The 23,635-nt window shown below is 66.0% G+C and carries 19 protein-coding genes; 14 read left to right on the top strand and 5 right to left on the bottom strand.

The features are described 5' to 3' along the window. The first annotated feature begins 66 nt into the window (after positions 1–66). From pta to BM197_RS00955, 3 genes are read left to right on the top strand one after another with little or no spacing between them, the layout of a single operon-like run. Positions 67–2,181 (top strand): phosphate acetyltransferase, encoded by a 2,115-nt coding sequence (gene pta / locus BM197_RS00965; RefSeq protein WP_090708021.1) that lies wholly within the window; start codon positions 67–69, stop codon positions 2,179–2,181. Beyond that, a complete protein-coding gene (locus BM197_RS00960; RefSeq protein WP_090708019.1) occupies positions 2,178–3,398 on the top strand; it encodes an acetate/propionate family kinase in 1,221 nt (406 codons plus the stop codon). Before pta ends, BM197_RS00960 begins: the two co-directional genes overlap by 4 nt. Next, positions 3,395–5,029: a sensor histidine kinase gene (locus tag BM197_RS00955; RefSeq protein WP_090708017.1), complete on the top strand. Its 1,635-nt coding sequence runs from the start codon at positions 3,395–3,397 to the stop codon at positions 5,027–5,029. Before BM197_RS00960 ends, BM197_RS00955 begins: the two co-directional genes overlap by 4 nt. On the opposite strand, the gene BM197_RS00950 is transcribed toward BM197_RS00955, so the two are convergent. From BM197_RS00950 to BM197_RS00940, 3 genes are read right to left on the bottom strand one after another with little or no spacing between them, the layout of a single operon-like run. Continuing rightward, on the bottom strand, positions 5,004–6,464 hold the full coding sequence (locus BM197_RS00950; protein ID WP_090708015.1) for a glycosyltransferase family 2 protein: 1,461 nt from the start codon (positions 6,462–6,464) through the stop codon (positions 5,004–5,006). The genes BM197_RS00955 and BM197_RS00950 overlap by 26 nt on opposite strands. A 1-nt stretch (position 6,465) precedes the next feature. Further along, positions 6,466–7,434, bottom strand: coding sequence for a HEAT repeat domain-containing protein (locus BM197_RS00945; RefSeq protein WP_090708014.1), 969 nt, complete (start codon positions 7,432–7,434; stop codon positions 6,466–6,468). A 1-nt stretch (position 7,435) separates the two neighbouring features. Beyond that, positions 7,436–7,804: a response regulator transcription factor gene (locus BM197_RS00940; protein WP_090708012.1), complete on the bottom strand. Its 369-nt coding sequence runs from the start codon at positions 7,802–7,804 to the stop codon at positions 7,436–7,438. Between the two features lie 152 nt (positions 7,805–7,956). Here BM197_RS00940 and BM197_RS00935 point away from each other — a divergent pair, with 152 nt between their 5' ends. Together BM197_RS00935 and BM197_RS00930 are read left to right on the top strand one after the other, a co-directional pair. After that, a complete protein-coding gene (locus BM197_RS00935; RefSeq protein WP_090708011.1) occupies positions 7,957–8,535 on the top strand; it encodes an ArsR/SmtB family transcription factor in 579 nt (192 codons plus the stop codon). A gap of 4 nt (positions 8,536–8,539) precedes the next feature. Further along, positions 8,540–9,781: an MFS transporter gene (locus tag BM197_RS00930; protein WP_090708009.1), complete on the top strand. Its 1,242-nt coding sequence runs from the start codon at positions 8,540–8,542 to the stop codon at positions 9,779–9,781. Positions 9,782–9,865: 84 nt separating this feature from the next. On the opposite strand, the gene BM197_RS00925 is transcribed toward BM197_RS00930, so the two are convergent. Beyond that, positions 9,866–10,729: a type IV toxin-antitoxin system AbiEi family antitoxin domain-containing protein gene (locus BM197_RS00925; RefSeq protein WP_143094954.1), complete on the bottom strand. Its 864-nt coding sequence runs from the start codon at positions 10,727–10,729 to the stop codon at positions 9,866–9,868. 258 nt (positions 10,730–10,987) lie between these two features. Here BM197_RS00925 and BM197_RS00920 point away from each other — a divergent pair, with 258 nt between their 5' ends. From BM197_RS00920 to BM197_RS00895, 6 genes are all read left to right on the top strand, one after another. Next, positions 10,988–13,615: a DNA polymerase III subunit gamma and tau gene (locus BM197_RS00920; RefSeq protein WP_090708906.1), complete on the top strand. Its 2,628-nt coding sequence runs from the start codon at positions 10,988–10,990 to the stop codon at positions 13,613–13,615. 6 nt (positions 13,616–13,621) lie between these two features. Beyond that, positions 13,622–14,221, top strand: a complete 600-nt coding sequence (gene recR / locus BM197_RS00915) for a recombination mediator RecR (protein ID WP_090708006.1) — start codon at positions 13,622–13,624, stop codon at positions 14,219–14,221. A 256-nt stretch (positions 14,222–14,477) separates the two neighbouring features. Continuing rightward, positions 14,478–15,746 (top strand): aspartate kinase, encoded by a 1,269-nt coding sequence (locus BM197_RS00910; protein ID WP_090708005.1) that lies wholly within the window; start codon positions 14,478–14,480, stop codon positions 15,744–15,746. Positions 15,747–15,867: 121 nt separating this feature from the next. Beyond that, a complete protein-coding gene (locus BM197_RS00905; RefSeq protein ID WP_090708002.1) occupies positions 15,868–16,926 on the top strand; it encodes an aspartate-semialdehyde dehydrogenase in 1,059 nt (352 codons plus the stop codon). Positions 16,927–16,996: 70 nt separating this feature from the next. Beyond that, positions 16,997–18,640 carry an ATP-binding protein gene (locus BM197_RS00900; RefSeq protein WP_090708001.1) on the top strand — a complete coding sequence of 548 codons (1,644 nt, stop codon included), beginning with the start codon at positions 16,997–16,999 and terminating at the stop codon, positions 18,638–18,640. Between the two features lie 3 nt (positions 18,641–18,643). After that, the gene (locus tag BM197_RS00895) at positions 18,644–19,849 is read left to right on the top strand and encodes a GGDEF domain-containing protein (RefSeq protein WP_090707999.1); all 1,206 of its coding nucleotides are present in this window, start codon (positions 18,644–18,646) and stop codon (positions 19,847–19,849) included. Here the strand turns inward: BM197_RS00895 and BM197_RS00890 are convergent. Further along, on the bottom strand, positions 19,838–20,452 hold the full coding sequence (locus BM197_RS00890) for a MerR family transcriptional regulator (RefSeq protein WP_090707997.1): 615 nt from the start codon (positions 20,450–20,452) through the stop codon (positions 19,838–19,840). The two genes, BM197_RS00895 and BM197_RS00890, sit on opposite strands and share 12 nt — an antisense overlap. 85 nt (positions 20,453–20,537) lie before the next feature. Between BM197_RS00890 and BM197_RS00885 the strand changes: the two genes are divergently transcribed. From BM197_RS00885 to BM197_RS00880, 3 genes are all read left to right on the top strand, one after another. Further along, a complete protein-coding gene (locus BM197_RS00885) occupies positions 20,538–20,954 on the top strand; it encodes a hypothetical protein (protein WP_090707996.1) in 417 nt (138 codons plus the stop codon). Positions 20,955–21,727: 773 nt separating this feature from the next. Then, positions 21,728–21,862, top strand: coding sequence for a hypothetical protein (locus BM197_RS16685; RefSeq protein ID WP_281247377.1), 135 nt, complete (start codon positions 21,728–21,730; stop codon positions 21,860–21,862). A gap of 213 nt (positions 21,863–22,075) precedes the next feature. Then, positions 22,076–23,554 carry a malate:quinone oxidoreductase gene (locus BM197_RS00880; protein WP_090707994.1) on the top strand — a complete coding sequence of 493 codons (1,479 nt, stop codon included), beginning with the start codon at positions 22,076–22,078 and terminating at the stop codon, positions 23,552–23,554. Positions 23,555–23,635 lie beyond the last annotated feature (81 nt).

Raw genomic sequence — 23,635 nt, 5'->3', positions numbered from 1 at the left:
CCCGCCAGCTCGAGACGACGACAGTACTGAGCGGTGTGCCCCGGTGTGGGGCCGTAGGGTGGAACCGTGGCAAAAAGCATCTACATAACCTCGGCCGAGGGACAGACAGGCAAGTCGACGATCGCGCTCGGCACCCTCGACACTCTCTCGCACCAGGTTCAGCGCGTCGGCGTGTTCCGTCCGATCGCGCGGTCGACGTCTGAACGCGACTACGTCGTCGAACTGCTGCTCAACCACGACAGCGTCGACCTCGACTACGACGAGTGCATCGGCGTCACCTACGACGCCGTCCACGAGGATGCCGATGCGGCGCTGTCGCACATCGTCGAGCGATACAAGGCGGTTGAGTCGAAGTGCGACGCCGTCGTCATCCTCGGTTCGGACTTCACCGACGTCGGCAGCCCGACTGAACTGGGTTACAACGCCCGGATCGCCACCAACCTCGGTGCCCCGGTGCTGCTCGTGCTCGGCGGCCGGTCGAATCAGGGCTCGGGCGAACGCCTCGGCCAGGCCGACCCTCGGAGTGCGCACCAGATGGGCGACATTGCAGAGCTTGCGCTTCTTGAACTGAAGAACGCCCACGCCACCCTCCTCGCCGTCATCGCGAACCGTGTTGACGCCGACCACCTCGGCGAGGTCACCGCTGCGATCGAGAAGGCGGAACCGGGTGTGCCGGTCTGGGCCATCCCCGAAGACCCGTACCTCATCGCGCCGAGCATGGAATCGATCATGCGCGCAACCGACGGCGTGCTCCTCAAAGGTGACCCGGGGCTCCTCGGCCGCGAGGCGCTCGGCGTGGTCGTCGCAGGCATGGGCATGGTCAACGTGCTGCCACGGCTCATCGAGGGCGCCGTTCTCGTCGTCGCCGGCGACCGCACCGAAGTCCTGCTGGCCGCAATGATGGCGCAGAGCTCAGGCACGTTCCCGTCCATCGCCGGCATCGTGCTCAACGGCGGGTTCGACCTGCCCGAACCGGTCGAGCGTCTCCTCGACGGACTCCCGCAAACGCTGCCGATCATCCGGACCAACCTCGGCACCTATGACACGATCGTCGCGATCACCCGCACCCGCGGACGCCTCGCCGCCGACTCCCAGCGCAAGTATGACGCCGCACTCGCCCTGTTCGAGAAGAATGTCGACGCCGAAGGGCTGGTCCGGCTGCTCGAGTTGAGCCGCACCGATGTCGTCACCCCGCTCATGTTCGAGTACGGGCTCCTCGAACGCGCCCGTGCGAACACCAAGCACATCGTCCTCCCCGAGGGCGACGACGACCGGATCCTCCGCGCCGCCCACACCCTCCTGGCTCGCGGCGTCGCCCAGCTCACCATCCTGGGTGAACCGTTCGAGGTGCGTTCCAGGGCCATCGAGCTCGGGCTCGACATCTCCGCCGCCGAAGTGCTCTCGTCGCACGACCCGGTGCTCGGGCTGAAGTTCGCCGAGGAGTACGCCAGGATCCGCGCCCACAAGGGTGTCACGCTCGACCAGGCGCGCGACCAGGTCAGCGACGTATCGTACTTCGGCACGATGATGGTGCATCTCGGCCTCGCCGACGGCATGGTCTCCGGCGCTGCACACACGACGGCGCACACCATCCGCCCCGGGTTCGAGATCATCAAGACGAAACCCGGCGTCAATGTCGTCTCGTCGGTGTTCCTCATGGCGCTCGAGGACCGCGTGCTCGTCTACGGCGACTGTGCGGTGATCCCCGACCCGGATTCGTCACAGCTCGCTGACATCGCGATCTCCTCCACCGAAACCGCTGTGCGGTTCGGCATCGACCCCCGTGTCGCGATGCTGTCGTACTCCACCGGCGAATCCGGCTCAGGAGCCGACGTCGAGAAGGTGCGTGAGGCCACCGCTCTTGTTCGGTCGCGTCGGCCTGACCTCCTCGTCGAAGGACCGATCCAGTACGACGCCGCAGCGGATGCCGCGGTCGGCGCGTCGAAGATGCCCGGCTCAGAGGTGGCCGGTCGAGCCACGGTCTTCATCTTCCCCGACCTCAACACGGGCAACAACACGTACAAGGCCGTGCAGCGCTCGGCCGGTGCCGTCGCCATCGGTCCCGTGCTCCAGGGACTCAACAAGCCGATCAACGACCTCTCCCGCGGTGCCCTCGTGCAGGACATCGTCAACACCGTCGCCATCACGGCGATCCAGGCGCAAGGTGACGTCCCAGTATGAGCACAATCCTCGTCGTCAACTCGGGATCGTCGTCGTTCAAGTACCAGCTGATCGACATGGACACCGAGCAGATGCTCGCAACGGGGCTCGTCGAACGCATCGGTGAAAGTACCGGTCGCTCGGTGCACACGATTCCGTGGGATGCCGTGCCCTCGGTCGACCGGACGGATGCTCCGCAGACGACGGAGCGGGACCTCCCGATCCCCGACCACACCGCCGGATTCCGGGTCATGCTCGATGCGTTCGAAGCGCACGGGCCGTCGCTCAAACGGCATCCGCTTCGAGCAGTGGGCCATCGGGTCGTCCACGGCGGCAAACGGTTCTTCGAACCGACCCTCATCACCGATCTCGTGAAGATCAACATCGAGGAGCTCTCCGAACTCGCGCCGTTGCACAACCCGGCGAACCTGCAGGGCATCGAGGCCGCGCAGAAAGCCTTCCCCGACATCCCGCACGTTGCCGTCTTCGACACAGCATTCCACCAGACCCTGTCGCCGGCTGCATACAGCTACGCCATCGACACCACGCTGGCCGACAAGCATCGACTGCGGAAATACGGCTTCCACGGCACCTCGCACAAGTTCGTTTCCGAGCAGGCTGCGGCCTTCGTCGGCCGCCCGCTCGGCGAGCTCAACCAGATCGTCCTCCACCTGGGCAATGGGGCGTCGGCGACCGCTGTCGCCGGCGGCCGTTCGGTCGAGACCTCGATGGGGCTGACGCCGCTGGAAGGCCTCGTCATGGGCACGCGCTCTGGCGACATCGACCCGGCTGTCCTCATCCATCTGCACCGCCGCACAGGGATAAGCTTCGACGAGCTCGACACGCTGCTCAACCGAAAGAGCGGCCTGCTCGGGATGTCGGGTGCCGGCGATATGCGCGATGTGCTGGAACGGTCGGCTGGGGGCGACGAGAAAGCGTCCATCGCCTTCGACGTCTACATTCACCGGCTCAAGGGGTACATCGGAAACTACCTGGCGCAACTCGGCCACGTCGACGTCATTTCGTTCACCGCCGGAGTGGGGGAGAACGCCGCAGCCGTACGCAAGGCGGCGCTGTCGGGTCTCACCCGGCTCGGCATCCGTCTTTCGGACGAACGCAACGAAGAGCGATCGCGCGATGCGCGGCGCATCTCAGCGGATGACTCAGATGTCACCGTGCTGGTGATACCGACGAACGAGGAACTCGAGATCGCCCGGCAGACACTGTCGGTCGTATGACCGGCATCAGTTCGGCGGAGCGCACACCCCGCTGGTTCGGTTATCGGGCGGACGTCGCGTTCCAGGTCGCAATGCTTCTGCTCGTGGCCGCAGCGATCGCCGTCTCGGTAGCCTTCGACCCTGCGCCGCTGCAGACCGTCGCGTCCGTCATCGCCGTGGCCATCTTCGGGACGGCGACCGTGCTCGCCCTCATTCTCGGTCGTTTCGACACGGTCTGGCTGCTCGTCGTTCCTGTCCTCGACATGATCGCGCTCATCGTCCTGCGGCAGCTGCCGCAGGACCACGTGCACGCCATCGGATACCTGGCGATTCTCCCGGCGCTGTGGCTGGGCTGGTCGGGGCGCGCGCCGTTCGCCGCGCTGGCCGTGGTGCTCTCCGTCGGGCTGATCGAGCTCCCAGGGCTGAGCAACACCGAGTCTCTCGATCTCGAACACGCGCTACGGAATCTGCTCGTCCCGTCCGTGGTCGCGATCGCCACCACCAGCACGTACCTGGCAGTCCGGCTCATGCGGTCGATCATCCGGTCCCTGGTCAGCCTGGAGAAGAGAACCGCTGAGGCGCTTGAACAACAGCAACGGGCGTCGAAGCTGATCGACGCCATCGTCGACGCCGTCGATACGGGGGTTCTCGCATTCGATGCCGACGGCAACCAGCTCCTGGTGAACCGACGGGCGAAGAATCATCCGTTGGTCGTCGAAGCCGGCGTCGCCAGTCTCGAACTGGAAGCAGAGGGTTTCCTTTACGAACTGGACCGGGTCACACCGATTCCAGCAGGAGACGGGATCATCGGGCGAGCGCTTCAGGGTGAGGAGTTTGGTGACCGGATCGCCTGGGTCGGTTCTCCAGACAACCGCCAGTACGCTGTCTCGGCGTCGGCACGCGCCCTGTTTGACGCGGAAGGAAATTTCGCCGGCACGGTGATCGCCATGAACGATGTGACCTCATACCTCGAGATCATCGCGGCGAAGGATGATTTCGTCGCGTCGGTGTCGCACGAGCTTCGCACACCGTTGGCGGCGATCGTCGGGTACCTGGAACTCATCGAGGATGACGAGGGCGACGTTCCCGAGAACGTTCGCAAGCACCTGTCGGTGATCGACCGCAACACGCAACGGCTCCAGCGGCTCATCACCGACCTCCTGGCGACGGCCAGTGAAGGCGACCAGGACATGAAAATCGAACGCCGGCCAAGGGACATCCGCCAGTTGTGCGAGGTCGTTCTCGAGGGGTTCGCGAAAACCGCACGGAATTCACAGGTCCGGCTTCACCTGCACGCCCCGGATGCCGCACCGGCGATGGTCGACGAGGCCCGGATGCGCCAGGCAATCGGCAACCTGGTGTCGAACTCGATCAAGTTCAGCCCGGCCGGCACCGTCGACGTGACCGTTTCGGCGGTGGACGGTTCGGTCGTCGTCTCCATTGCGGACACCGGTGTGGGCGTCCCCGCAGGCGAGCTGGAGGCGATCATGTCCCGCTTCTACCGGGCGACGACGGTGCGTGAGCACTTCCCCGGGATGGGACTCGGCCTCTCAGTGAGCAGGGCGATCATTGAGGCGCACGACGGCTCCATCGATATCCTCAGCGAGGACGAGCGGGGCACGACGGTTACCGTGACCCTTCCCGCACAGTAACGGCAGGCTCTTCCAGGAATCCGGCGCGCGTCATGACGCCCCACTCCTGCTTGGTTCCGCGCAGGGCAGCCCACCAGCCCTGCAGCCGCCAGACCGCGGTCAGCTGGCGGTAGCCAAGGTTCTCGACGAACGCGGCCCAGATGCAGCTGCCGAGGTCACGCCAGCGGTCGTAACGGTGGAAGGATGCTTCCTCGACGACCAGCGCGGCGAGGGTGACGAAGAACCCGTACGCGTAGGAGACAAGCAGGAACATCAGGCCGTACCCAGGGTCGACCAGGCCGAATGCGAGGCCGAGTGGCACGAGAATCAGGCCACTCAGTTCGAGCAGCGGGGCGAAGAGCTCGAACAGCCAGTAGAACGGCAGCGCCACCATCCCAACCACGCCGTAGCGCGGGTTGAACGTCATGCCACGGTACTTCCAGAGCACCTCCCACAGCCCGCGGTGCCAGCGCCGACGCTGCCGCGCCAGGACGCGCATCGTGGGCGGGACCTCGGTCCAGCTGACCGGCTCCGCGACGAATGTCACCCGGTACGGGCGTTTCGAACGGCGCATCAGCCGGTGGATCCGCATCACGAGTTCGAAATCCTCGCCGATGCTGTCCGCGTCGAGGCCGCCGACCTCGAGCAGGATGTCACGGCGAAACATTCCGAACGCGCCTGAGATCAGCACGAGGGCATTGAGCTGGGACCAGCCGGTGCGTCCGAGCAGGAACGCCCGCAGGTACTCGACGACCTGGATCTTGGCGAGGAGCTGGCGGGGCATGCCCACTTCGACGACGCGGCCACGGTTGACGAGGCATCCGTTCACCGCGCGCACCACACCACCGGTCGCGACCGTGTTCTCAGGGTCGTCGGCGAACGGTTTGGAGACCTTGAGCAGCGCGTCGGGGTCGATGAGCGAGTCGGCGTCGACCATCACGACGAGGTCTCGTTCGGCGAACCGGATGCCGGCGTTGAGAGTGTCGGAGCGGCCGGAGTTCTCTTTGTCGACGACGGTCAGGTCGAACTCGCTGCTGGGGGACACCCAGATCTGGCGGATGTGACCGCGGACGGGCAGGCGGACCGGGTGTTCGCGATCGTCCGGCACCAGCCCGAAGGTGTCGATGAGGATCTGCAGTGTCGCGTCGGTGCTTCCGTCGTTGACGACGATGACTTCGTGGTCGGGGTAGCGGAGGTCGAGGACGGATCGAACGGACGCAACGATCACGGTTTCTTCGTTGTACGCCGGCATCACGACGGAGATCCCCAGTGACAGTGGGGATGCCGCCATCGACCGCTCCCCGGTGAAGGAGGACCGGCGGGCGTGCTTGGCGAAATGCCGGCTCGCCAGCGCAATCAGGGCCAGGTAGGACGTGTTGATGGCGATGAAGTAGGCCAGCATCGGAATCGCGAGAAAGGCGAAGATGGCGCTCAGGATGTCGCGGGTCGCGTCCATGTCAGCCTTCGATCGGGGTTGCTGATGCCGCGCGCCGGATATCGACGTCCGGGTGATGCTTGAGATCGGTGAGTACCTCGTGCGTCCAGGCGGGCGGGAACGTGGCGAGGGCGGTGGTCGCCGCGATGCGGACTCCGGAGTGCTCGGACGATGCGGCCTCGTAGAGCGCCGGCACCGCGTCGCGTGTCTGCAGCCTCATGATCGAGCGTGCCGCCGCAATACGCACAAGCGGTTCGTCATCGGTCGCGAGGGCCCTGATGAGCCTCGGTGTGGCGCCCGGGCTCATCACATGACTGGCGAGGATCGCCGTCGTGCGCCGCACGGCGGGGTCGCTGTCGGTGAAGCCACGGCCGATCGCCGCGGCGGAGTGCTCAGCGGCCTCGAGGAGCGCAGAACCGACGACGACGGCGGGGACTCCGCTCGACGAGGGCAGGGCGGCGAGCAGCCCTGCGATCGCCTCCGGCCGGCCGCTGCGTCCGAGGGCACGGGTTGCCACCGCGCGTACCTCGTCGCTTTCGTCCTGGGCGAGTCGGATGAGGTGACTGATGGCATCCGGGTAATCGATCAACCCGAGGATCTCCGCCGCACGGGCCCGTCGAACCGGGACGGTGCTCGTCGTGCGCGAGACGGCTCTTGTGATCGTGCCACAGGCGGCCAGGACGTAGGTGAGGTTCGTGCGGGTTTCTCCGGTGACGTCGTAGAGCATCCGGGTGGCGATCGACTCGGCGTTGCGACGAGCGCGACCACGCATCGAGCGGAACACGGTGAGGCTGTTGTCCAGTGCGTCCTGCTCGGCGACCGCCGCCTGCAGGACCGCAGGGCGGATGCGTTCGGTGAGGCGTTGCAGCCTCGACCCGCGTACCCGCCGGGCGAGCCTCATCACCGTGACGAGGACGATGGCAACGACGCAGGCGATGGTGCATGCGATGAGCACCACGAACACCACGGAGCTCGGGAACAGCGTCGGCATGTCAGCCGCGCGTCAGGAGCGCATTGACTCGCGCGAGCAGCGCCCGCGGGCTGAACGGCTTGGTGACGTAATCGTCGGCGCCGACGGCGAAGCCCGCTTCGACGTCGCGCTCCTGGGCTTTGGCGGTCAGGAGGAGCACCGGTGTGGTGACCTCGGCCTGCCTCAGGGCGGAAAGTACGTCGATACCTGACATGCCCGGCATCATCACGTCGAGCACGATGCCGTCGAAGTTGCCGGTGAGTGCCTGCTGCAGGCCGCTGTTACCGTCCAAAGCCACCTGCACGTCGTATCCGGCGGATCCCAGTTTCAGAGCGATCAGATCGCGTATGTCGGCTTCGTCATCGACGACAAGAATGCGCTTTCCTGGCATTGGACCCCCGGTGAAAATTCTGTGGGGATTTCCTGCCGCGATGCAGCGCCCCCCGATCATCCTAGGGGGCGGACGCGTGCCCGCGCACGACAAGGTGGAATAGGTCAGCAAGAAACATTGCACAAGAGATGTTGTGGGTCTATTCTTGCCGCATGACCGGCTCTTCTGACACACCCCGTTCCCTTGTCGACCCCCACGCCATGCGGGCGCTCGCGCACCCGTTGCGGGTGAGGATGCTGGGCGAACTTCGGGTCTCCGGCCCCCGTTCGGTCGGGATGCTCGCCGACCTGTTCGACGAGGCCCCCGGCTCGATCAGCTATCACGTCGGTGTGCTTGCCAGGGCAGGCTTCGTGATCGAGGCGCCGGAGCGCGCCCGCGACGCCCGTGAACGCTGGTGGCAGGCTGCCGAGTCGCACACCCGCTTCGAGCCGAGCCGGCTCAACGCTGACCCGGAGACCCGCCTGGCGAGCGTCGCGATGCGGCATACCTTCGTGCAGGCGCTCAGCACCGAAGTGGGAGAGTACATCGACCTCGAGCCGACCCTTGAACCCGAATGGGTTGCCGCGGCGACGAGTGGGGACACCGTCACGTTCCTCACACCGGCTGAGCTGCGTGAGCTCTCCGACGAGGTGGAGGCGCTGGCGAGGCGCTGGGGAGCGCGCAGCCGCCCCGGGGAGCCCGGTGTCCGCGCGGCGCGTCTGATCTACAACGCTTTCGTGCGGCCGAGGTGAGCTGATGCCGACTTCTGCACTGACCGCCAGGCGTACGCCGCTGATCGGATTGCTGGCGGCCGAACTCATCTCGAAGGCCGGCAACGCCATCACCATGGTGGCCGTTCCACTGTATGTGCTCGGTTCGACCGAGTCGGCGCTCGCCACCGGCGTCGCCGGAGTCTTCACCACCGTGCCCGTCATCCTCGGCGGTGCCCTCGGCGGGGCGGTGATCGACCGGTTCGGATACCGAACGTCAAGCATCGCCGCCGACCTCTCCAGCGGCCTGACCGTTCTCGCCATCCCGGTCTTTGCGCTGACCAGCGGGCTGCCGTTCTGGCTGCTTTTGCTCCTCGTCTTCTGCAGCGGGTTGCTCGACACCCCCGGCGATACGGCGAAAACCGTCCTTCTTCCTGAACTGGCCGAGCGGGGCAACGTCCCGCTGGCACGGGCAGCCGGTGCACAGTCCGCCGTTCAGCGCAGTGCGTCGATGATCGGGGCGGCGAGCGCCGGCATCCTCGTGGCGGTGGGAGGAGCGACGAATTCGCTCCTCGTGAACGCGGCGACCTTTGCGGCATCCGCTCTCCTTATTGCTGTGTGCATCCCATCGGATGTCGCCCGGCCGTTGCGGGAGGATACGGGCGATTCGTACTGGCGGGAGTTGGCAGACGGCATCCGATTTCTCGGGCGGCAGCCGCTGCTGCGGAGCGTCGTGCTGCTCGTGATGTTCACCAACGCGATCGACATCGCCGGGATCACGGTGATCAAGCCGATCTATGCGACGGGGGAGTCGGACTCGGGGGCGCTGCTCGGCTTCATGGTCGGATGTTTCGCCGGCGGCGCGCTCGTCGGGTCTGTGCTGTTTGCGATGTGGGGGCATCGGCTTGCCGGGCGGGCGATGTTCGTCACAACGTTCTTCTGCGCCGGGGTTCCCCCATACCTTGCGATGCTGTTCGGCGTTCCTGTGCCGGTGCTGCTTCTCGTGTTCGCACTGTCGGGGCTGTCGGCCGGTTCGATCAACCCGATGCTGTCGACGGCAATGTACGGCCTGACGCCCGAGGCGATGCGGGCGCGGATCTTCGGTGCGACGACGGCGGGAGTTGCGGCAGCGATGCCGGTCGGAAGTTTCGTGGCCGGGCTGGCCGTCGCCGGGTTCGGGCTGGGGCCGACGCTCCTCGGGTGTTCCATCCTCTATGCGGTGCTGACGCTGCTGCCGCTGTTCGGGAAGCGCTGGGCTGGGCTCGATGCGGCGCGGCGGCAGGCGTAGGGGGTTCGCTCGCAACTGCGGAGATATGCAGGATCCAATGGGATTTCGGAACGAAACTCGACACAGGCGGCAAATCCTCCGAAGTTACGAACGGCCCCGCCGCCGCTGGGGTCGCCGCTGGGCTTGTGCGTCGGACACCATCCGCCGAATCGTCGCAAGAGTCGTATCCCAGTCGTTGAAGACATGGAATCCGCCGATCCGGAGCATCCTCAGTCCCTGCAGCTCAGCGTTGCGGTCCTTCGTGCGGTCATGGAGAAATCGTTCCGGCCCGTGCCACCTCTCGCCGTCGATCTCGAGACCGACGCACTCTTCGACGATGATGTCGACATGCCCGGCTCCGGGTACATACCCCTGCGTCCGAACTTTGAGGTTCGCCCTGACGAGCTTGAGGCGGGCGAACGTCTCGTAGCCGGACTGTGCGCCGCGGTCGATCGAAGACAGCATCGGATGAAGCCGGGCAGGGGCATGCGCGACCACGAGATCGAGTTGGTCGTCGCTGAGGAATCGCGTGTGAAGTGCGGACTCGATGCAGGCGAGTGCATCATCCGGACCGAGGCATCGGATGGCCTCTAAAACCGCGTCGACCGGGGCGACTTCGAGCAGGCTGCCCGGCTGCAGCGTGCCGCTCCAATGGACAAACGCACCGGCAATCGACCGGCGCGAATGCTGGTGCGGCTTCATCCGTAGGTGCAGCCCGGGTCGTTCCAGGCCTGACCACACGTCGTGTCTGGCGAGGGAGCTCACACAGTCGAGTCGTCCGCCCGACTGGGCAGCAAGAACGAGCGGGGTCTCAATGTGCGTGCACGCGTAAATGCCTCGTGCCAGGCGCCGGATGAGCCCCCTTTCGCGCGCTCGCTTGAGATCTTGGGCGGTGGCGAAGTTCCGCAACTGAGCAGTCGTTGCCACATGTCCTGAGTCACACAGGCGGGCAATGATGTCGGTGCTCATGCGGCAAGTGTGAGGGTTCGCGGGTCCGGCTCCCGGACCGGGCCTCGTCGGTGGAGAGCTGCCCTCTGGGCGGCTGGTGGGAGGGAGCAACGGGGTGGGTACGCAACTGCGGAGTTTGTCGGAAATTGTGCCGATTTTGGGCTTCACATCGTCTGTCGCCAGAGATTCTCCGAAGTTGCGAACGTGGGCCGCCGCGGCAGCGCCCACCGCACACAGCCGACCCGCCTCAGTGTCAGCGGCGGCGACTACGATGAGGGAGTGGTTACAGCCCTGTATCGCCGTTACCGGCCAGAGTCCTTTGCCGAGCTGATCGGTCAGTCTCAGGTGACCGATCCGCTCATGACGGCCCTGCGCACCAACCGCGTCAACCACGCGTACCTTTTCAGCGGGCCCCGCGGATGCGGCAAGACCACGTCAGCCCGCATCCTCGCGCGCTGCCTCAACTGCGTCGAAGGGCCTACAGACACCCCATGCGGCGTCTGCCCGAGCTGCGTCGAACTCAGCCGTGACGGCGGCGGCTCCCTCGACGTCGTCGAGATCGACGCCGCAAGCCACAACGGTGTCGACGACGCCCGCGACCTCCGCGAGCGCGCCATCTTCGCGCCGGCCCGCGACCGCTACAAGATCTTCATCCTCGACGAGGCACACATGGTCACCCCGCAGGGCTTCAACGCCCTGCTCAAGATCGTCGAAGAACCGCCGGAGCACATCAAGTTCATCTTCGCGACGACCGAACCAGACAAGGTCATCGGCACGATCCGCTCGCGCACCCACCACTACCCGTTCCGGCTGATCCCGCCGGCGCAGATGCTCGAATACGTGCAATCGCTCTGCGAGTCCGAGAATGTGCAGGTCGAGCCAGGAGTACTCCCGCTCGTCGTGCGAGCCGGCGGCGGTTCCGCGCGTGACACCCTCTCGCTCCTCGACCAGCTCATGGCCGGATCCGAAGGTGACACCGTCGATTACGAACGCGCCGTCGCGCTTCTCGGCTACACCCACTCGGCGCTCCTCGACGAGGTCATCGACGCGCTGTCCGCCCGGGATGCCGGCGCCGCGTTCTCCGCTGTCGACCGCGTCATCCAGACCGGCCAGGATCCGCGCCGTTTCGTCGACGACCTCCTTGAGCGCCTCCGCGACCTCATCGTGGTCGGCGCAACCGGGGGAGACGCGGCATCCGTTCTTCGCGGAATCCCGCAGGACGAACTCGACCATATGGCTCTTCAGGCGACCGGATTCGGCCAGGCCGAACTCAGCCGCACTGCCGATATCGTCAACACCGCCCTGAGTGAGATGACCGGTGCGACCTCACCGCGACTGCACCTCGAACTCATGGTCGCGCGCGTTCTCGTGCCGTCAATGGACGACACCGCCCGCGGCGCCCTCGCCCGGGTGGAGCGACTCGAACGCCGGGTCGGCATGTCCGACACCGCGACCCCCGAAACGGCCCTTGCATCGACGGATGCCGTTGCCCCGGCGGCCGCTCAGCGGTCGTTCGATGAACCGGTCGAACCTGCCGCGTCCCGGCCGGAGGCCGCCCGCACCCCGTTGCCGGCATCCGGACCCGCGGCTCCCGGTCCGGCGGCATCCGCAGCGCCCAAGACCCCTCGGCCGCCAGCACCCCCTGTGACCGTGAAGCCCGTCGGGCCGGTCACCCTGCAGCAGCTCCGCGACTCCTGGACCGAGGTCCTCGAGCGCGTTGCGTCGACCAAACGGTCGGCCTGGCTGGTGGCTCAAACGGCAACCGTCCGCGCGTTCAGTGACGACGCGGTGCTGCGCCTGACCTTCCCGAGCGCCAAGGACGTCGAGGACTTCAAGCTCCTCAACGCCGGCGACGGCGTCAGCACGCTTGTTCGCCAGGCGATCCTCGATGTGCTCGGCGTTACCGTCAAATTCATCGCCCAGGTTGATGCCCCGGGTGACGCGGATGCTTCCCCCCGCGGCACGTCGGCCGGCCCGACCCAGCCCGGTTCCGCTGCGCCGTCCGGTGGAAGTTCCGACCCCGGAAACCCCGGCCCCGGAAACCCCGGCCCCGGAAACCCCGGCCCCGGAAATTCCGGCCCCGGAAACACCCCGGGTGGGGCTCCCGATCCGGCCGGGATAAACGCGGCGAGCACTCCGGGTGCTGCACCCGGAGGAGCACCGACAGCGAGCGGCGCCCGCCAGCCCGCGGCGCCGTCCACGCCCCCGGGTGGGGCTGCTCAAACCCAGCCTGCCCCGTCCGCCGGAGCGTCTTCTCGAGCGAGCGGTCCGAGCGCGTCAGCCGGCGGTGCGCCCGCGCGAGCGGCAGCCGCGCCAGGTGTGACCGCGCCGAGTGCGTCCGCGCCAGCCGCAGGAGGGTGGCACGTCGTTGCCATCCCGATCTCCGATCCAACACACCAGCCGGACGACAACGATGCACCCCCGTTCGATGATGCACCGCCGTTCGACGACGCGCCTCCGCCCGAAGACGAGCCGCCGTACCCCGACCCACAGGTCGACCCCGGGCGGGAGCCGGTCGCCATCGGCGATGTGCCCTCGATCATCCCTCCCGGACGCTTTGCGCCGCCTCCCGGCCGCTCCGTTGCCCCGACGCCGCCGACCGGCGGGACCGCCCCGGGTACCCCACGCGACGCCGCACCGGCACGGCCAGATCCCATTGCCGCCGCGAGGCAGGCAGCACCCGTCGCGCAGCCAGCCGCTGCGAACCCTCGACCCGCCGAAGCAGCGTCCGACCGGCCGAGCTCGGCAGCATCCGCCGCACCAGCAAATGGCCGTCCGACGCACCGTCAGCCGGCACACCCGGCCGCGAGCTCGCGATACGGCGAATCCGTGGTGCGCGAACTTCTCGGCGCGAGCTTCATCGAGGAGCAGCCGCACACTCCGCCGACCCGATTCAACAGGGACTAGAACCACATGTACGAAGGCATCGTCCAGGAACTGATCGACGAATTCGGTCGGCTTCCCGGCATCGGACCGAAGTCCGCGCAACGGATCGCGTTCCACATCCTGCAGACCGAGACATTCGACGTCACCCGGCTGGCAGAACTGCTCACCGAAGTGCGCGAGAAAGTGCACTTCTGCGAAATCTGCGGCAATGTCGCCGAACAGCCGACGTGTTCCATCTGCCGTGACCCGCGCCGCAACCCGGCGAGCATCTGTGTCGTCGAAGAAGCCAAGGATGTCGTGGCGATCGAACGCACCCGCGAGTTCCGCGGGCTCTACCATGTGCTCGGCGGGGCGATCAGCCCGATCGACGGCATCGGCCCGGACGACCTTCGCATCCGCCAGCTGATGCAGCGGCTCGCAGACGGCGTCGTGCAGGAAGTCATCATCGCCACAGACCCCAACCTCGAGGGGGAAGCGACGGCGACATACCTCAGCCGGTTGCTCACCGTCCTCGAAATCAAGGTGACCCGGCTGGCCTCCGGGCTTCCCGTCGGCGGCGACCTCGAGTACGCCGACGAGGTCACCCTGGGCCGCGCCTTCGAGGGTCGCACCGTCGTCAAGAACTGACCGGCGACGCGCCCGCGGACGGAAGCCGCGGGCATCCGTCGCAGCCGGCGGGAACGGGACGCCGGGGCATCCGTCGCCGATTCACGCACTCCGGTCGCATTCACGCGGCACGCCGGATGCTCCGGTCCGGAATGAGTGAACAGACCGCTAACAATCGCCTCCAGCACGAACGCCGTCACATAGCAGCCCCGGCATGCGCCCGCGTTTAGAATGGAGAGTCGGGTCGAACCCGATCGACCCCCACCCAGGAGTATCCGTGAGCCTTATCGTGCAGAAGTTCGGCGGTTCATCCGTCGCAGACGCCGAAAGTATCAAACGTGTCGCCAAGCGCGTCGTCGCATCGCACAAGGCCGGCAACGAGGTCGTCGTCGTCGTGTCCGCCATGGGCGACACCACCGACGAACTGCTCGACCTCGCCGCCGCCGTGTCGCCCCTCCCGCCCGAGCCACGCGAAATGGACCTGCTGCTCTCGAGCGGTGAGCGCATCTCGATGTCGCTGCTCGCGATGGCGATCAAGAACCTCGGCGTCGACTCGCGCTCGTACACCGGGCTGCAGGCGGGCATGCGCACCGACAAGCACTACGGGGCTGCGCGCATCGTCGACGTGAACCCGGTGCGTGTGCGCAAAGCCCTCGACACCGGCGCCATCGTCATCGTGGCCGGGTTCCAGGGATTCAACGACGAAACCGAAGACATCACCACCCTCGGCCGCGGCGGCTCAGACACCACGGCCGTCGCCCTCGCCGCAGCGCTCAACGCCGATGTCTGCGAGATCTACACGGATGTCGACGGCATCTACACCTCGGACCCCCGCGTCGTTCCGCGCGCGCAGAAGATCGAGACGATCACGAGCGAAGAGATGCTCGAGCTCGCGGCCAACGGCGCCAAGGTCCTTTATATCCGCGCGGTGGAATACGCGCGCAGGCACGGCGTGACACTTCACGTGCGGTCATCGTTCAACAACAACGAGGGAACCCTCGTCATCAACCCGAAAGAGGGCGAAGAGATGGAACACCCCATCGTCACCGGTGTCGCAACCGACCTCAGCGAGGCCAAGATCACGGTCGTCGGCGTTCCCGACGTACCGGGCAAGGCTGCTCAGATCTTCAAGATCATCGCCTCCACCGACGCGAACGTCGACATCATCGTGCAGAACGTGTCCGCTGCGGCCACCGGCCTCACTGACATCTCCTTCACCCTGCCGCAGGATGAAGCGCACAAGGTTCTCACTGCGCTGCTCGAACAGCGCGAAGACGTCGGGTTCGAGTCGCTGCAGCACGACGACCAGATCGGCAAGCTCGTTCTCGTCGGCGCAGGCATGAAGGCGAACACCGGCGTTTCGGCCCGGCTGTTCGAAGCCCTGCACCAGGCCGGGATCAACATCGAGATGATCTCCACCAGTGAGATCCGCATCTCGGTGATCACCCGCGCGGACAGCATCAAGGAAGCCGCCCGCGTCGTCCACGCCGCGTTCGGCCTCGACAGCGACGAAGAAGCCATCGTGCACGGCGGAACCGGCCGCTAAGCCGCGTCCGCAACTGCGGGGAAATTTCCCCGGAACACCCCCGAATCGCTCATCAAGAGCCGATTTGAGAGAATTGTCCGAAGTTAGGCGCGGGCCCCCGCGCGGCACAGGAGAAGACATCATGAGCAACGGAGTTCACCTCGGCATCGTCGGCGCCACCGGCCAGGTCGGCGGGGTCATGCGCGCCCTGCTGGAGCAGCGCGAGTTCCCGATTGCGAGCATCCGTTTTTTCGCGTCGGCTCGCTCGGCCGGCAGCACCCTGACGTTCCGCGGCGAGGAGGTCGTCGTCGAGGATGCCGCGATCGCTGACCCCAGCGGCCTGGACATCGCGCTCTTCTCAGCCGGCGCGACCAGCAGCCGTGCCCAGGCGGAGCGGTTCGCCGCAGCCGGCGCCACCGTCATCGACAACTCGAGCGCATGGCGGATGGACCCCGAGGTTCCGCTTGTTGTTTCCGAGGTGAACCCGCACGCCATCGATCAGGCAACCAAGGGCATCATCGCCAACCCGAACTGCACCACCATGGCAGCGATGCCGGTCCTCAAGGTCCTGCACGAGGAGGCTGGTCTCGAGCGCCTCATCGTCAGCACTTACCAGGCGGTGTCCGGCTCAGGTCTCGCCGGTGCGCGCGAACTCGCCACCCAGGTCCGCGTCGCCGTCGAAGACGAGAACCTTCTGCAGCTCGTGCACGACGGCAAGGCCGTCACGCTCCCCGAGCCCGTCATCTACAAGCGCCCGATCGCGTTCGACGTCGTGCCGCTCGCGGGCTCGATCGTCGACGACGGCCAGAACGAGACCGACGAAGAGAAGAAGCTCCGCAACGAGAGCCGCAAGATCCTCGAACTCCCCGAACTTCTCGTGTCTGGCACGTGCGTGCGCGTTCCGGTGTTCACCGGCCACTCGCTCTCGATCAATGTCGAGTTCTCGCGGGACATCTCCCCGGAGCGGGCCACCGAGCTGCTGACGGATGCCCCGGGCGTCGCGCTCGCCGACATCCCGACGCCGTTGGAAGCAGCAGGCCAGGACCCCGCTTTCGTCGGTCGGATCCGCGCCGACCAGAGCGCCCCGGCGGGCAAGGGCCTCGCGCTGTTCATCTCGAACGACAACCTTCGCAAGGGGGCGGCACTCAACGCGGTTCAGATCGCTGAACTCGTCGCAGCGCGACTCGCCGCCGCAGTATAAGCACACGCCACGCACTAGCACAAGTCATGGAGCGGCGCAGACCGTCGTTCAGGATTGCTAGTGTCAACACATGAGCAGTCCCTCGGCGTCGCCGATGAAGTCGCACGGGCGACAACGCCTCGAGCGTTCGGTGTTCCTGTGGCAACTGCTTTTGGCGGTCGGGGTGCTCATCCTGATGTGCATCCTGCTGGTCATCGACATCGCCCTGCCGAGTGAACCGCTCCTTCTCTTCGGCGTCTCAGTCATCTTCATGGCCACGATGGCGGCATCCACGGTGCCGTGGCGCAACCTGCCCCGGCGCGCGACGATGGCGCTTCCGATCGTCGATATCCTCGGTATCGGCCTGATCGTTGCCGGCGAACCGATGTTGGGTGCTGCACTCTTCCTCGTTTTTCCGGTGATCTGGCTCGCCACCTATCACGGTCGGTTTGGCGCCGTGCTCGGTCCCACACTGTCCTTTCTCCTCGTGGCGGTCAGCTGGCTCCTCAACCCGGCCCGCGCGGTGAACCTCCCCACGTTGCTCGTGTTCGGGATCGTCCTCGCTTTCGTCGCGACGGCCAGCTACACCGGAACACAGAAGAATCTGGCTCAGCGCCGCCTGCTCCGCCAGCAGGCAATGCTCCTGGAAGAAGCCTTCGACCGGACGCGCCGCCAGGAACGCACGCTCCACGAAGTCATCAACGCTGTGACTTTCGGCGTTGTCGCCTACGACCGGTTGGCCAGGCCAACGATGGTCAACCGGGCGCATCGGGAGCGGCTGCGGCAGTTTGGCTACGATGAAAACGAAACCGTTCCGGATGTTATCTACCGCGAAGACCGGGTGACACCCTTTTCGGAAGAGGAACGCCCGCATAAACGCCTCGCTCGCGGTGAATCGTTCGACGATGTCGTCATGTGGTACGGCGATCCTGGCGGGTACCGGATGGCACTCGCCGCGACCGGGCGGCCGCTGACGAACGCGAACGGTGTTCGGGAGGGCGCTGTTTGGGTGTCACGCGACATCACCAGGGAACTCGAAGCGATCGGTGCGCGCGACGACCTCGTCGTTTCGGTGTCGCACGAGCTCCGCACACCGCTGACGTCCATCCTCGGCTACCTGGAACTCGTGCTCGACGGCGACGATGTCGGCGAAGAAAGCCGGGTCCACATCGAAGTGGCCCTGAAGAACGCGGATCGCCTGCTCTCACTCGTTTCTGACCTCCTCGTGGCATCCCACGACGATCAGGTCGGCTTCCTGCTGAACTTCGGTCCCACCGACGTCGCCGTGATCGCCAAACAGTCGATCCAAGCCCTCAAACCGATGGCCGAGGAACGCAAGATCTCACTGCTGCTCACCACGATCGGCGACCCGATCGTGCAGGCAGACGAGTTCCGGATCCGCCAGGTCATCGACAACCTGCTCTCGAACGCTGTGAAGTACAACAACACTGGCGGCCGGGTGAGCATCGCCGTCATCGGTGACGTCGACGAGGTCGAGATTTTCGTGTCGGACACGGGCCGCGGCATGACCGAAGAGGAACAGAAGAACCTGTTCTCACGGTTCTACCGGGCCGAATCCGTGCGCAACACCACCATCCACGGCACCGGGCTTGGCCTGAGCATCAGTCGCGAGATCGCCCGTGCACACGGCGGCGACGTCCGGATGTCTGCCAGCAGCCCAAGCGGGACGACCATGGTTGTCACCCTCCCGCGCAAGAACGACGAGGAGGCCTAAACCATGACAACAGCGGCAGACAGCACTGCAGCCATGCTCGACCTTCAGACTCTTCTGATCTCGAGCGGAATGGTGGTCGCGATCTGCGGCGCTTCATTCGTCCTCAACACGGTGTTCGGCCGGAACGACCCGCCAGGGCGACTGTGGAGTGCCGGCTTCATCGCGGGCATCCTCACCTCCATTTCTTACGCCATCTGGGGTTCAGAGCCATCCGCATGGTGGGCGACCGTGGTCGGCAACGCGTCGCTGGTGCTCGCCATGGGATGTGTCTGGTCCGGCTCGCGCATCTTCAACGGGCGCTCGTCGCGGCTGGCGTTCGTCCTCGGCGGCTCCGCTGTGGCCGCAGTCGCTGCGGTTATCGAAAGCCCGCACGGCGGAGCCTGGGCCGGTGGCTTCGTATTTCTCTTCGGGGTAGCCGTGTTCGCGGCGCTCGCCGGCGTCGAATCCCTCCGGGGGCGGATGCGTCGCAACCTCAATGCGCGCGTCCTCGCGATCCTGATGCTCATCGTCGGCGGGTACTACGGAACGCGAGCCGTCGTGTTCCTGGTTGCGACGCCAGACAGCGAGCTCTTCCGGGAGGCATTCGGCACAGCGGTCACGACTTTCGTCACGATCCTCTTCGTGATTATCGCGTCCACGTCGATGTCACTCCTGCGGACGGAACGCTCCGGGACCCGTATGGCCCGGCCGATCGAGGCGGGCAATTGGAACGGCATCCTCCCTGACGCGATGTTCTCGACACCGGCCGCGGACCGCATCCGTCGTGCCACCAAGCACGGCGAGCATGTCGCCTTCATCGGCGCTGAGATCGACAACATGGCCGACATGAATACCGCGTTCGGCCGTTCGTTCGGCGACGACACGATTGAGTCGTTCAGTTCGATCCTGCAGGATTACCTCCCGACGACCGCGATCATCGGGAGACGTGCCGGCGCGCAGTTCGCGTGCGTCGTCATGGCGGACGACCTGGATCAGGCCTACGACATCATCGAACGGGTGCGTGCCGCCCTCGTAGACGAGCCGATCGAGAACTCCACGGGTATCCGGCTCAGTGTCAGTTGGGGCGTGGTCATGGTCGAACCCGATGAGCCCGACGTGTCCACACTCACAGCCCAGGTGCGCAGTCTCGTGAAGGTGGCACAAGAAGCCGGCGGCAACCGCATTGCCGGTTCTCCAACCCCCACCGAAAGCGGCGTCTCAGCCGGCTGAACCACCGAGGCGTTTGGCGGCGATGTCCTGGTGGGCGAGCCGGCGCATCGCCAGGAGAACGGGCTCGTAGAGGGCGGTGCCGAGCACGGCGTATTCGACCGGACTGAGCTCGCTCGATCCCATCCGCTGGAGATCGTACTCGGCGATTCCCCGGATCTGACGGGCGTAGACCTCGAGCCTCTCGTCGCTCATCCCGATGCCGGCTTCTTCGGCTGCTTCGAGGGCGTGCTCGAGCTGCGCCGTGGCGGGGTACGCGGGGTCGTAGAGCTGCCCGATGCGTTCGAGTAGCGCTCGAGCCCGCGGATGCTCCGTCGCGGGTTCGTCGCGATACGGGGGCAGGCTGGCGACCGCCTGCCCCAGTGCGGAGAACAGGTCGCTTCCGGGGGCGTCGATGAGGCTGAGCACGATCTTTACCTTCTGGAGGGGGAGACCGGCCGCCGACGTCAGCGCTTTGATCACCTGCAATCGGTGCACGTGGTCCTCCGTGTAGTCGGCCTGGGTCGCTCCGGTGGAGATCCCCGGCGGCAGCAGCCCTTCCCGCAGGTAGTACTTCACGGTTGCGAGCGGCACGCCGGTTCGCTCGACGAGGGCGGAAATTCTCACGAGACCCCTTGCTTGGATAGTTCCAGTATCTAATACTGGATACTACTACTATCCAATCACTTCTTCTCCAGCCACAGGAGTTCCGATGAATGCATCCACCCTCATCACCGCTGGCATCGTCCTCCTCACCGTTGTCGCGGTCGAATCCGGAGGGCTCTTCCTGCTCAAAGGGGTGCGCGGCCGGCAGCCAGCCAATGCCCTGCAGACCAGCTTCTACCGGGCCGGGCATGCCCACGCCGGGGTGCTGATCATCCTCGGGCTCGTGACCCTGCTCCTCGTCGATGGAAGCGGAGCATCCGGGGCGGTGGTCCTTGCCCCCACCCTTGTGCTGTCCGCAGCCATTCTGATGCCCGCCGGGTTCTTCCTCTCGGTGCTCGGGAAAGACCCGCAAAAGCCGAACGGTCTTGCCGTGCTCCTGTATGTCGGAGCCGCGGCGCTCGCCGCAGGGCTCGTGCTTGCCGGGGTCGGTCTCATCGGGGCGGGTGTGGCGCAGCTCGGGTAAAGGCCGCCTCGCCCAAGGCTGTAATGCAGGGGCCAGCAGGGCTCGCCGCAGACGGACTGTTCACCCTGCTGAGTGTGTGGCCGTGCCCGTCCTGTCGGGTCAGCGGAGCGGTCTGCTGTTGCCTTGCGGATGCGGCGGCTGGAAGTACCGAGCGAGCTGCGGTTCAGCGCACGATGGGGCGGCCCTGGGCGAGAATCTGCCGGACGACGGCCATCGACGTGGCCGACCCCGCGGACGAACACCTGCATTTCGACGGCCCACCCCTCGGCTTCGGCGGCTAGGCGGAACAGCGTTTCGATGCCTGACATCGCCTTGCGCGAGCTCCGCGCGACCGAACGTCGCAGACGCCGAGGTAGAGCGTTTTCGATGTCCTGCACCAGAACGTCGTCGATCAAGCCCATGTACCGGGCGCTCTCAAGGGAGGCGACGGCATCCGTGGAGTCGCCGCGAAGGAAGGTCTGGATGAGTGCGTCCGGCACAGACACCCGCCATCGGATGTCGGAGGGTGAAATGAATCGTTCGGGCGCCATGATCCGGTGCTCACCTGGAAAGAGAGCCGGCAACCGGCTGGCGTGAGGTGGCGACGCCACCCAGAGCCCGGAGCTCCTGCCCACCCACACTCCGTAGCTCCGGAGAGCGGACGAGGCGGCCAGTTTTCCACCGCGGTTGACTGCCCGAACGGCATCCGGATGCGCTGAAGGCGTGGTTACCCACGGTCGGCGGATCGCCCGCACCGACCCGTCGGAGAGTGCAGTTCGGATCCGGTGTGCTGAATGACCGAGCTCAAGCAGCTGGCGCCGCTGCGCGAGATTGCCGAACCGACGCATGTCTTCGAGGATGTCGCGTGTCATGCACCCACTGTCGCGGCGGGCAACCTCCGCTGGCGGCGGAGGTGTGAAGCAGTGTGATTCCACACGCCGTTTGGTCGCTGTGGAGGGAACTTCGGCCGTGAATGCGCACCGCCGAACAACAGGAGCGGAGCTGCCGATCTGGGCCCATCCTCCTGTTGAGCGTGCGCGGCGGAAGGAATCTCCTGTTGAGCGGCGGGCGAGCCCCGTAGCGTCACGGCGCACCCGCCGGCGGGTGCGCGACCCACTGGGTCCGCCGCCTAAACTAGAAGCATGACCTCTTCCAGCCCGGTGGATGTCGCCCTGATCGGTGGCGGCATCATGAGCGCAACTCTCGCAGCCCTGATCAAGCAGCTTCAGCCGGACTGGACCATCGAAATCTTCGAACGACTCGGCGATGTCGCCGAGGAGAGCTCGAACCCCTGGAACAACGCCGGCACCGGCCACGCTGCACTCTGCGAACTGAACTACATGCCACAGGGTAAAGACGGCTCACTCGACCCGTCGAAGGCCATCGCCATCAACGAGCAGTTCCAGCTGAGCCGCCAGTTCTGGTCCTCCCTCGTCGCCCGCGGCATCCTGCGTGACCCGTCCACCTTCATCAACGCGACCCCGCACATGACCTTCGTGCAGGGCGGGAAGAACGTGGCATACCTGCGCGAGCGTTACAACGTGCTCAAGAAACAGCCGCTGTTCCACGACATGGAGTATTCCGAGGACTCGCGCGTCATTCACAAGTGGGCTCCACTTCTCATGAAGAAGCGCCTCAAGGGCGAGCCGTTCGCGGCGACCCGCGTCGCTTCGGGTACCGATGTCGACTTTGGCGCGCTGACCCACCAGCTCTTCGACGCGACGACGGATGCCGGTGCCCGGCTCCGTCTCAACACCGAGGTCCGCTCGCTGAAGAAGCAGAAAGACGGAACGTGGCTCATCCGTCACCGTCTCCTCGTGGGCAAGACTCCCGGCGAGACCCGCGCGCGGTTCGTATTCGTCGGCGCCGGTGGCTGGGCCCTGAAGCTCCTGCAGAAGTCCGGTATCCCTGAGATCAAGGGTTACGGTGTCTTCCCGATTTCGGGACAGTTCCTGCGCACAGACAACCCGAGCGTCGTCGCCGCACACAAGGCCAAGGTGTACAGTCAGGCCGCGGTCGGTGCCCCGCCGATGTCGGTTCCGCACCTCGACACCCGCGTCGTCAACGGTGAGTCCAGCCTGCTGTTCGGGCCGTACGCGGGCTTCAGCCCGAAGTTCCTGAAGAACGGCTCGGTCCTCGACATCGTCGCCCAGGTGCGTCCGTCGAACCTCATCCCGATGCTCGCCGTCGCGAAGGACAATCCCAGCCTGATCACCTACCTGATCGGTGAACTACTCGCCAGCAAGTCGAAGAAGTTCCGTTCCTTGCAGGCCTTCATGCCGACGGCCAAACCAGAAGACTGGTACCTCATCACGGCCGGCCAGCGCGCCCAGGTGATGAAGAAGGACGAGAAAAAGGGTGGTGTGCTGCAGTTCGGCACCGAGGTCATCGCGTCGAGCGATGGAACCATCGCCGGGCTGCTCGGGGCGTCGCCCGGGGCGTCCACAGCGGTTCCGATCATGATCGACGTGCTGAAGAAGTGCTTCCCCAACGAGTTCGCACAGTGGGAACCGCAGATCAGCGGCTTGATCCCCAGCTACGGGATGCTGCTCAACGAGAATCCGGCCCAGGCCAGCGCCGTGCTGTCCAAGACGGCCGAAGCGCTCGCGATCACCCGCTGAGCCCGACCCCACAGCCCGTCCATAGCATCGGTCCCCTAGTTGGGGGAACCCCCGTGCCGCGAAGTTTGAGCATTACTCACA

It is taken from the genome of Mycetocola miduiensis, from assembly GCF_900115155.1.
GTDB lineage: Bacteria > Actinomycetota > Actinomycetes > Actinomycetales > Microbacteriaceae > Mycetocola_A > Mycetocola_A miduiensis.
Note: the sequence above shows the minus strand (reverse complement) of the source record. Positions and strands in the feature narration are given on the sequence as shown.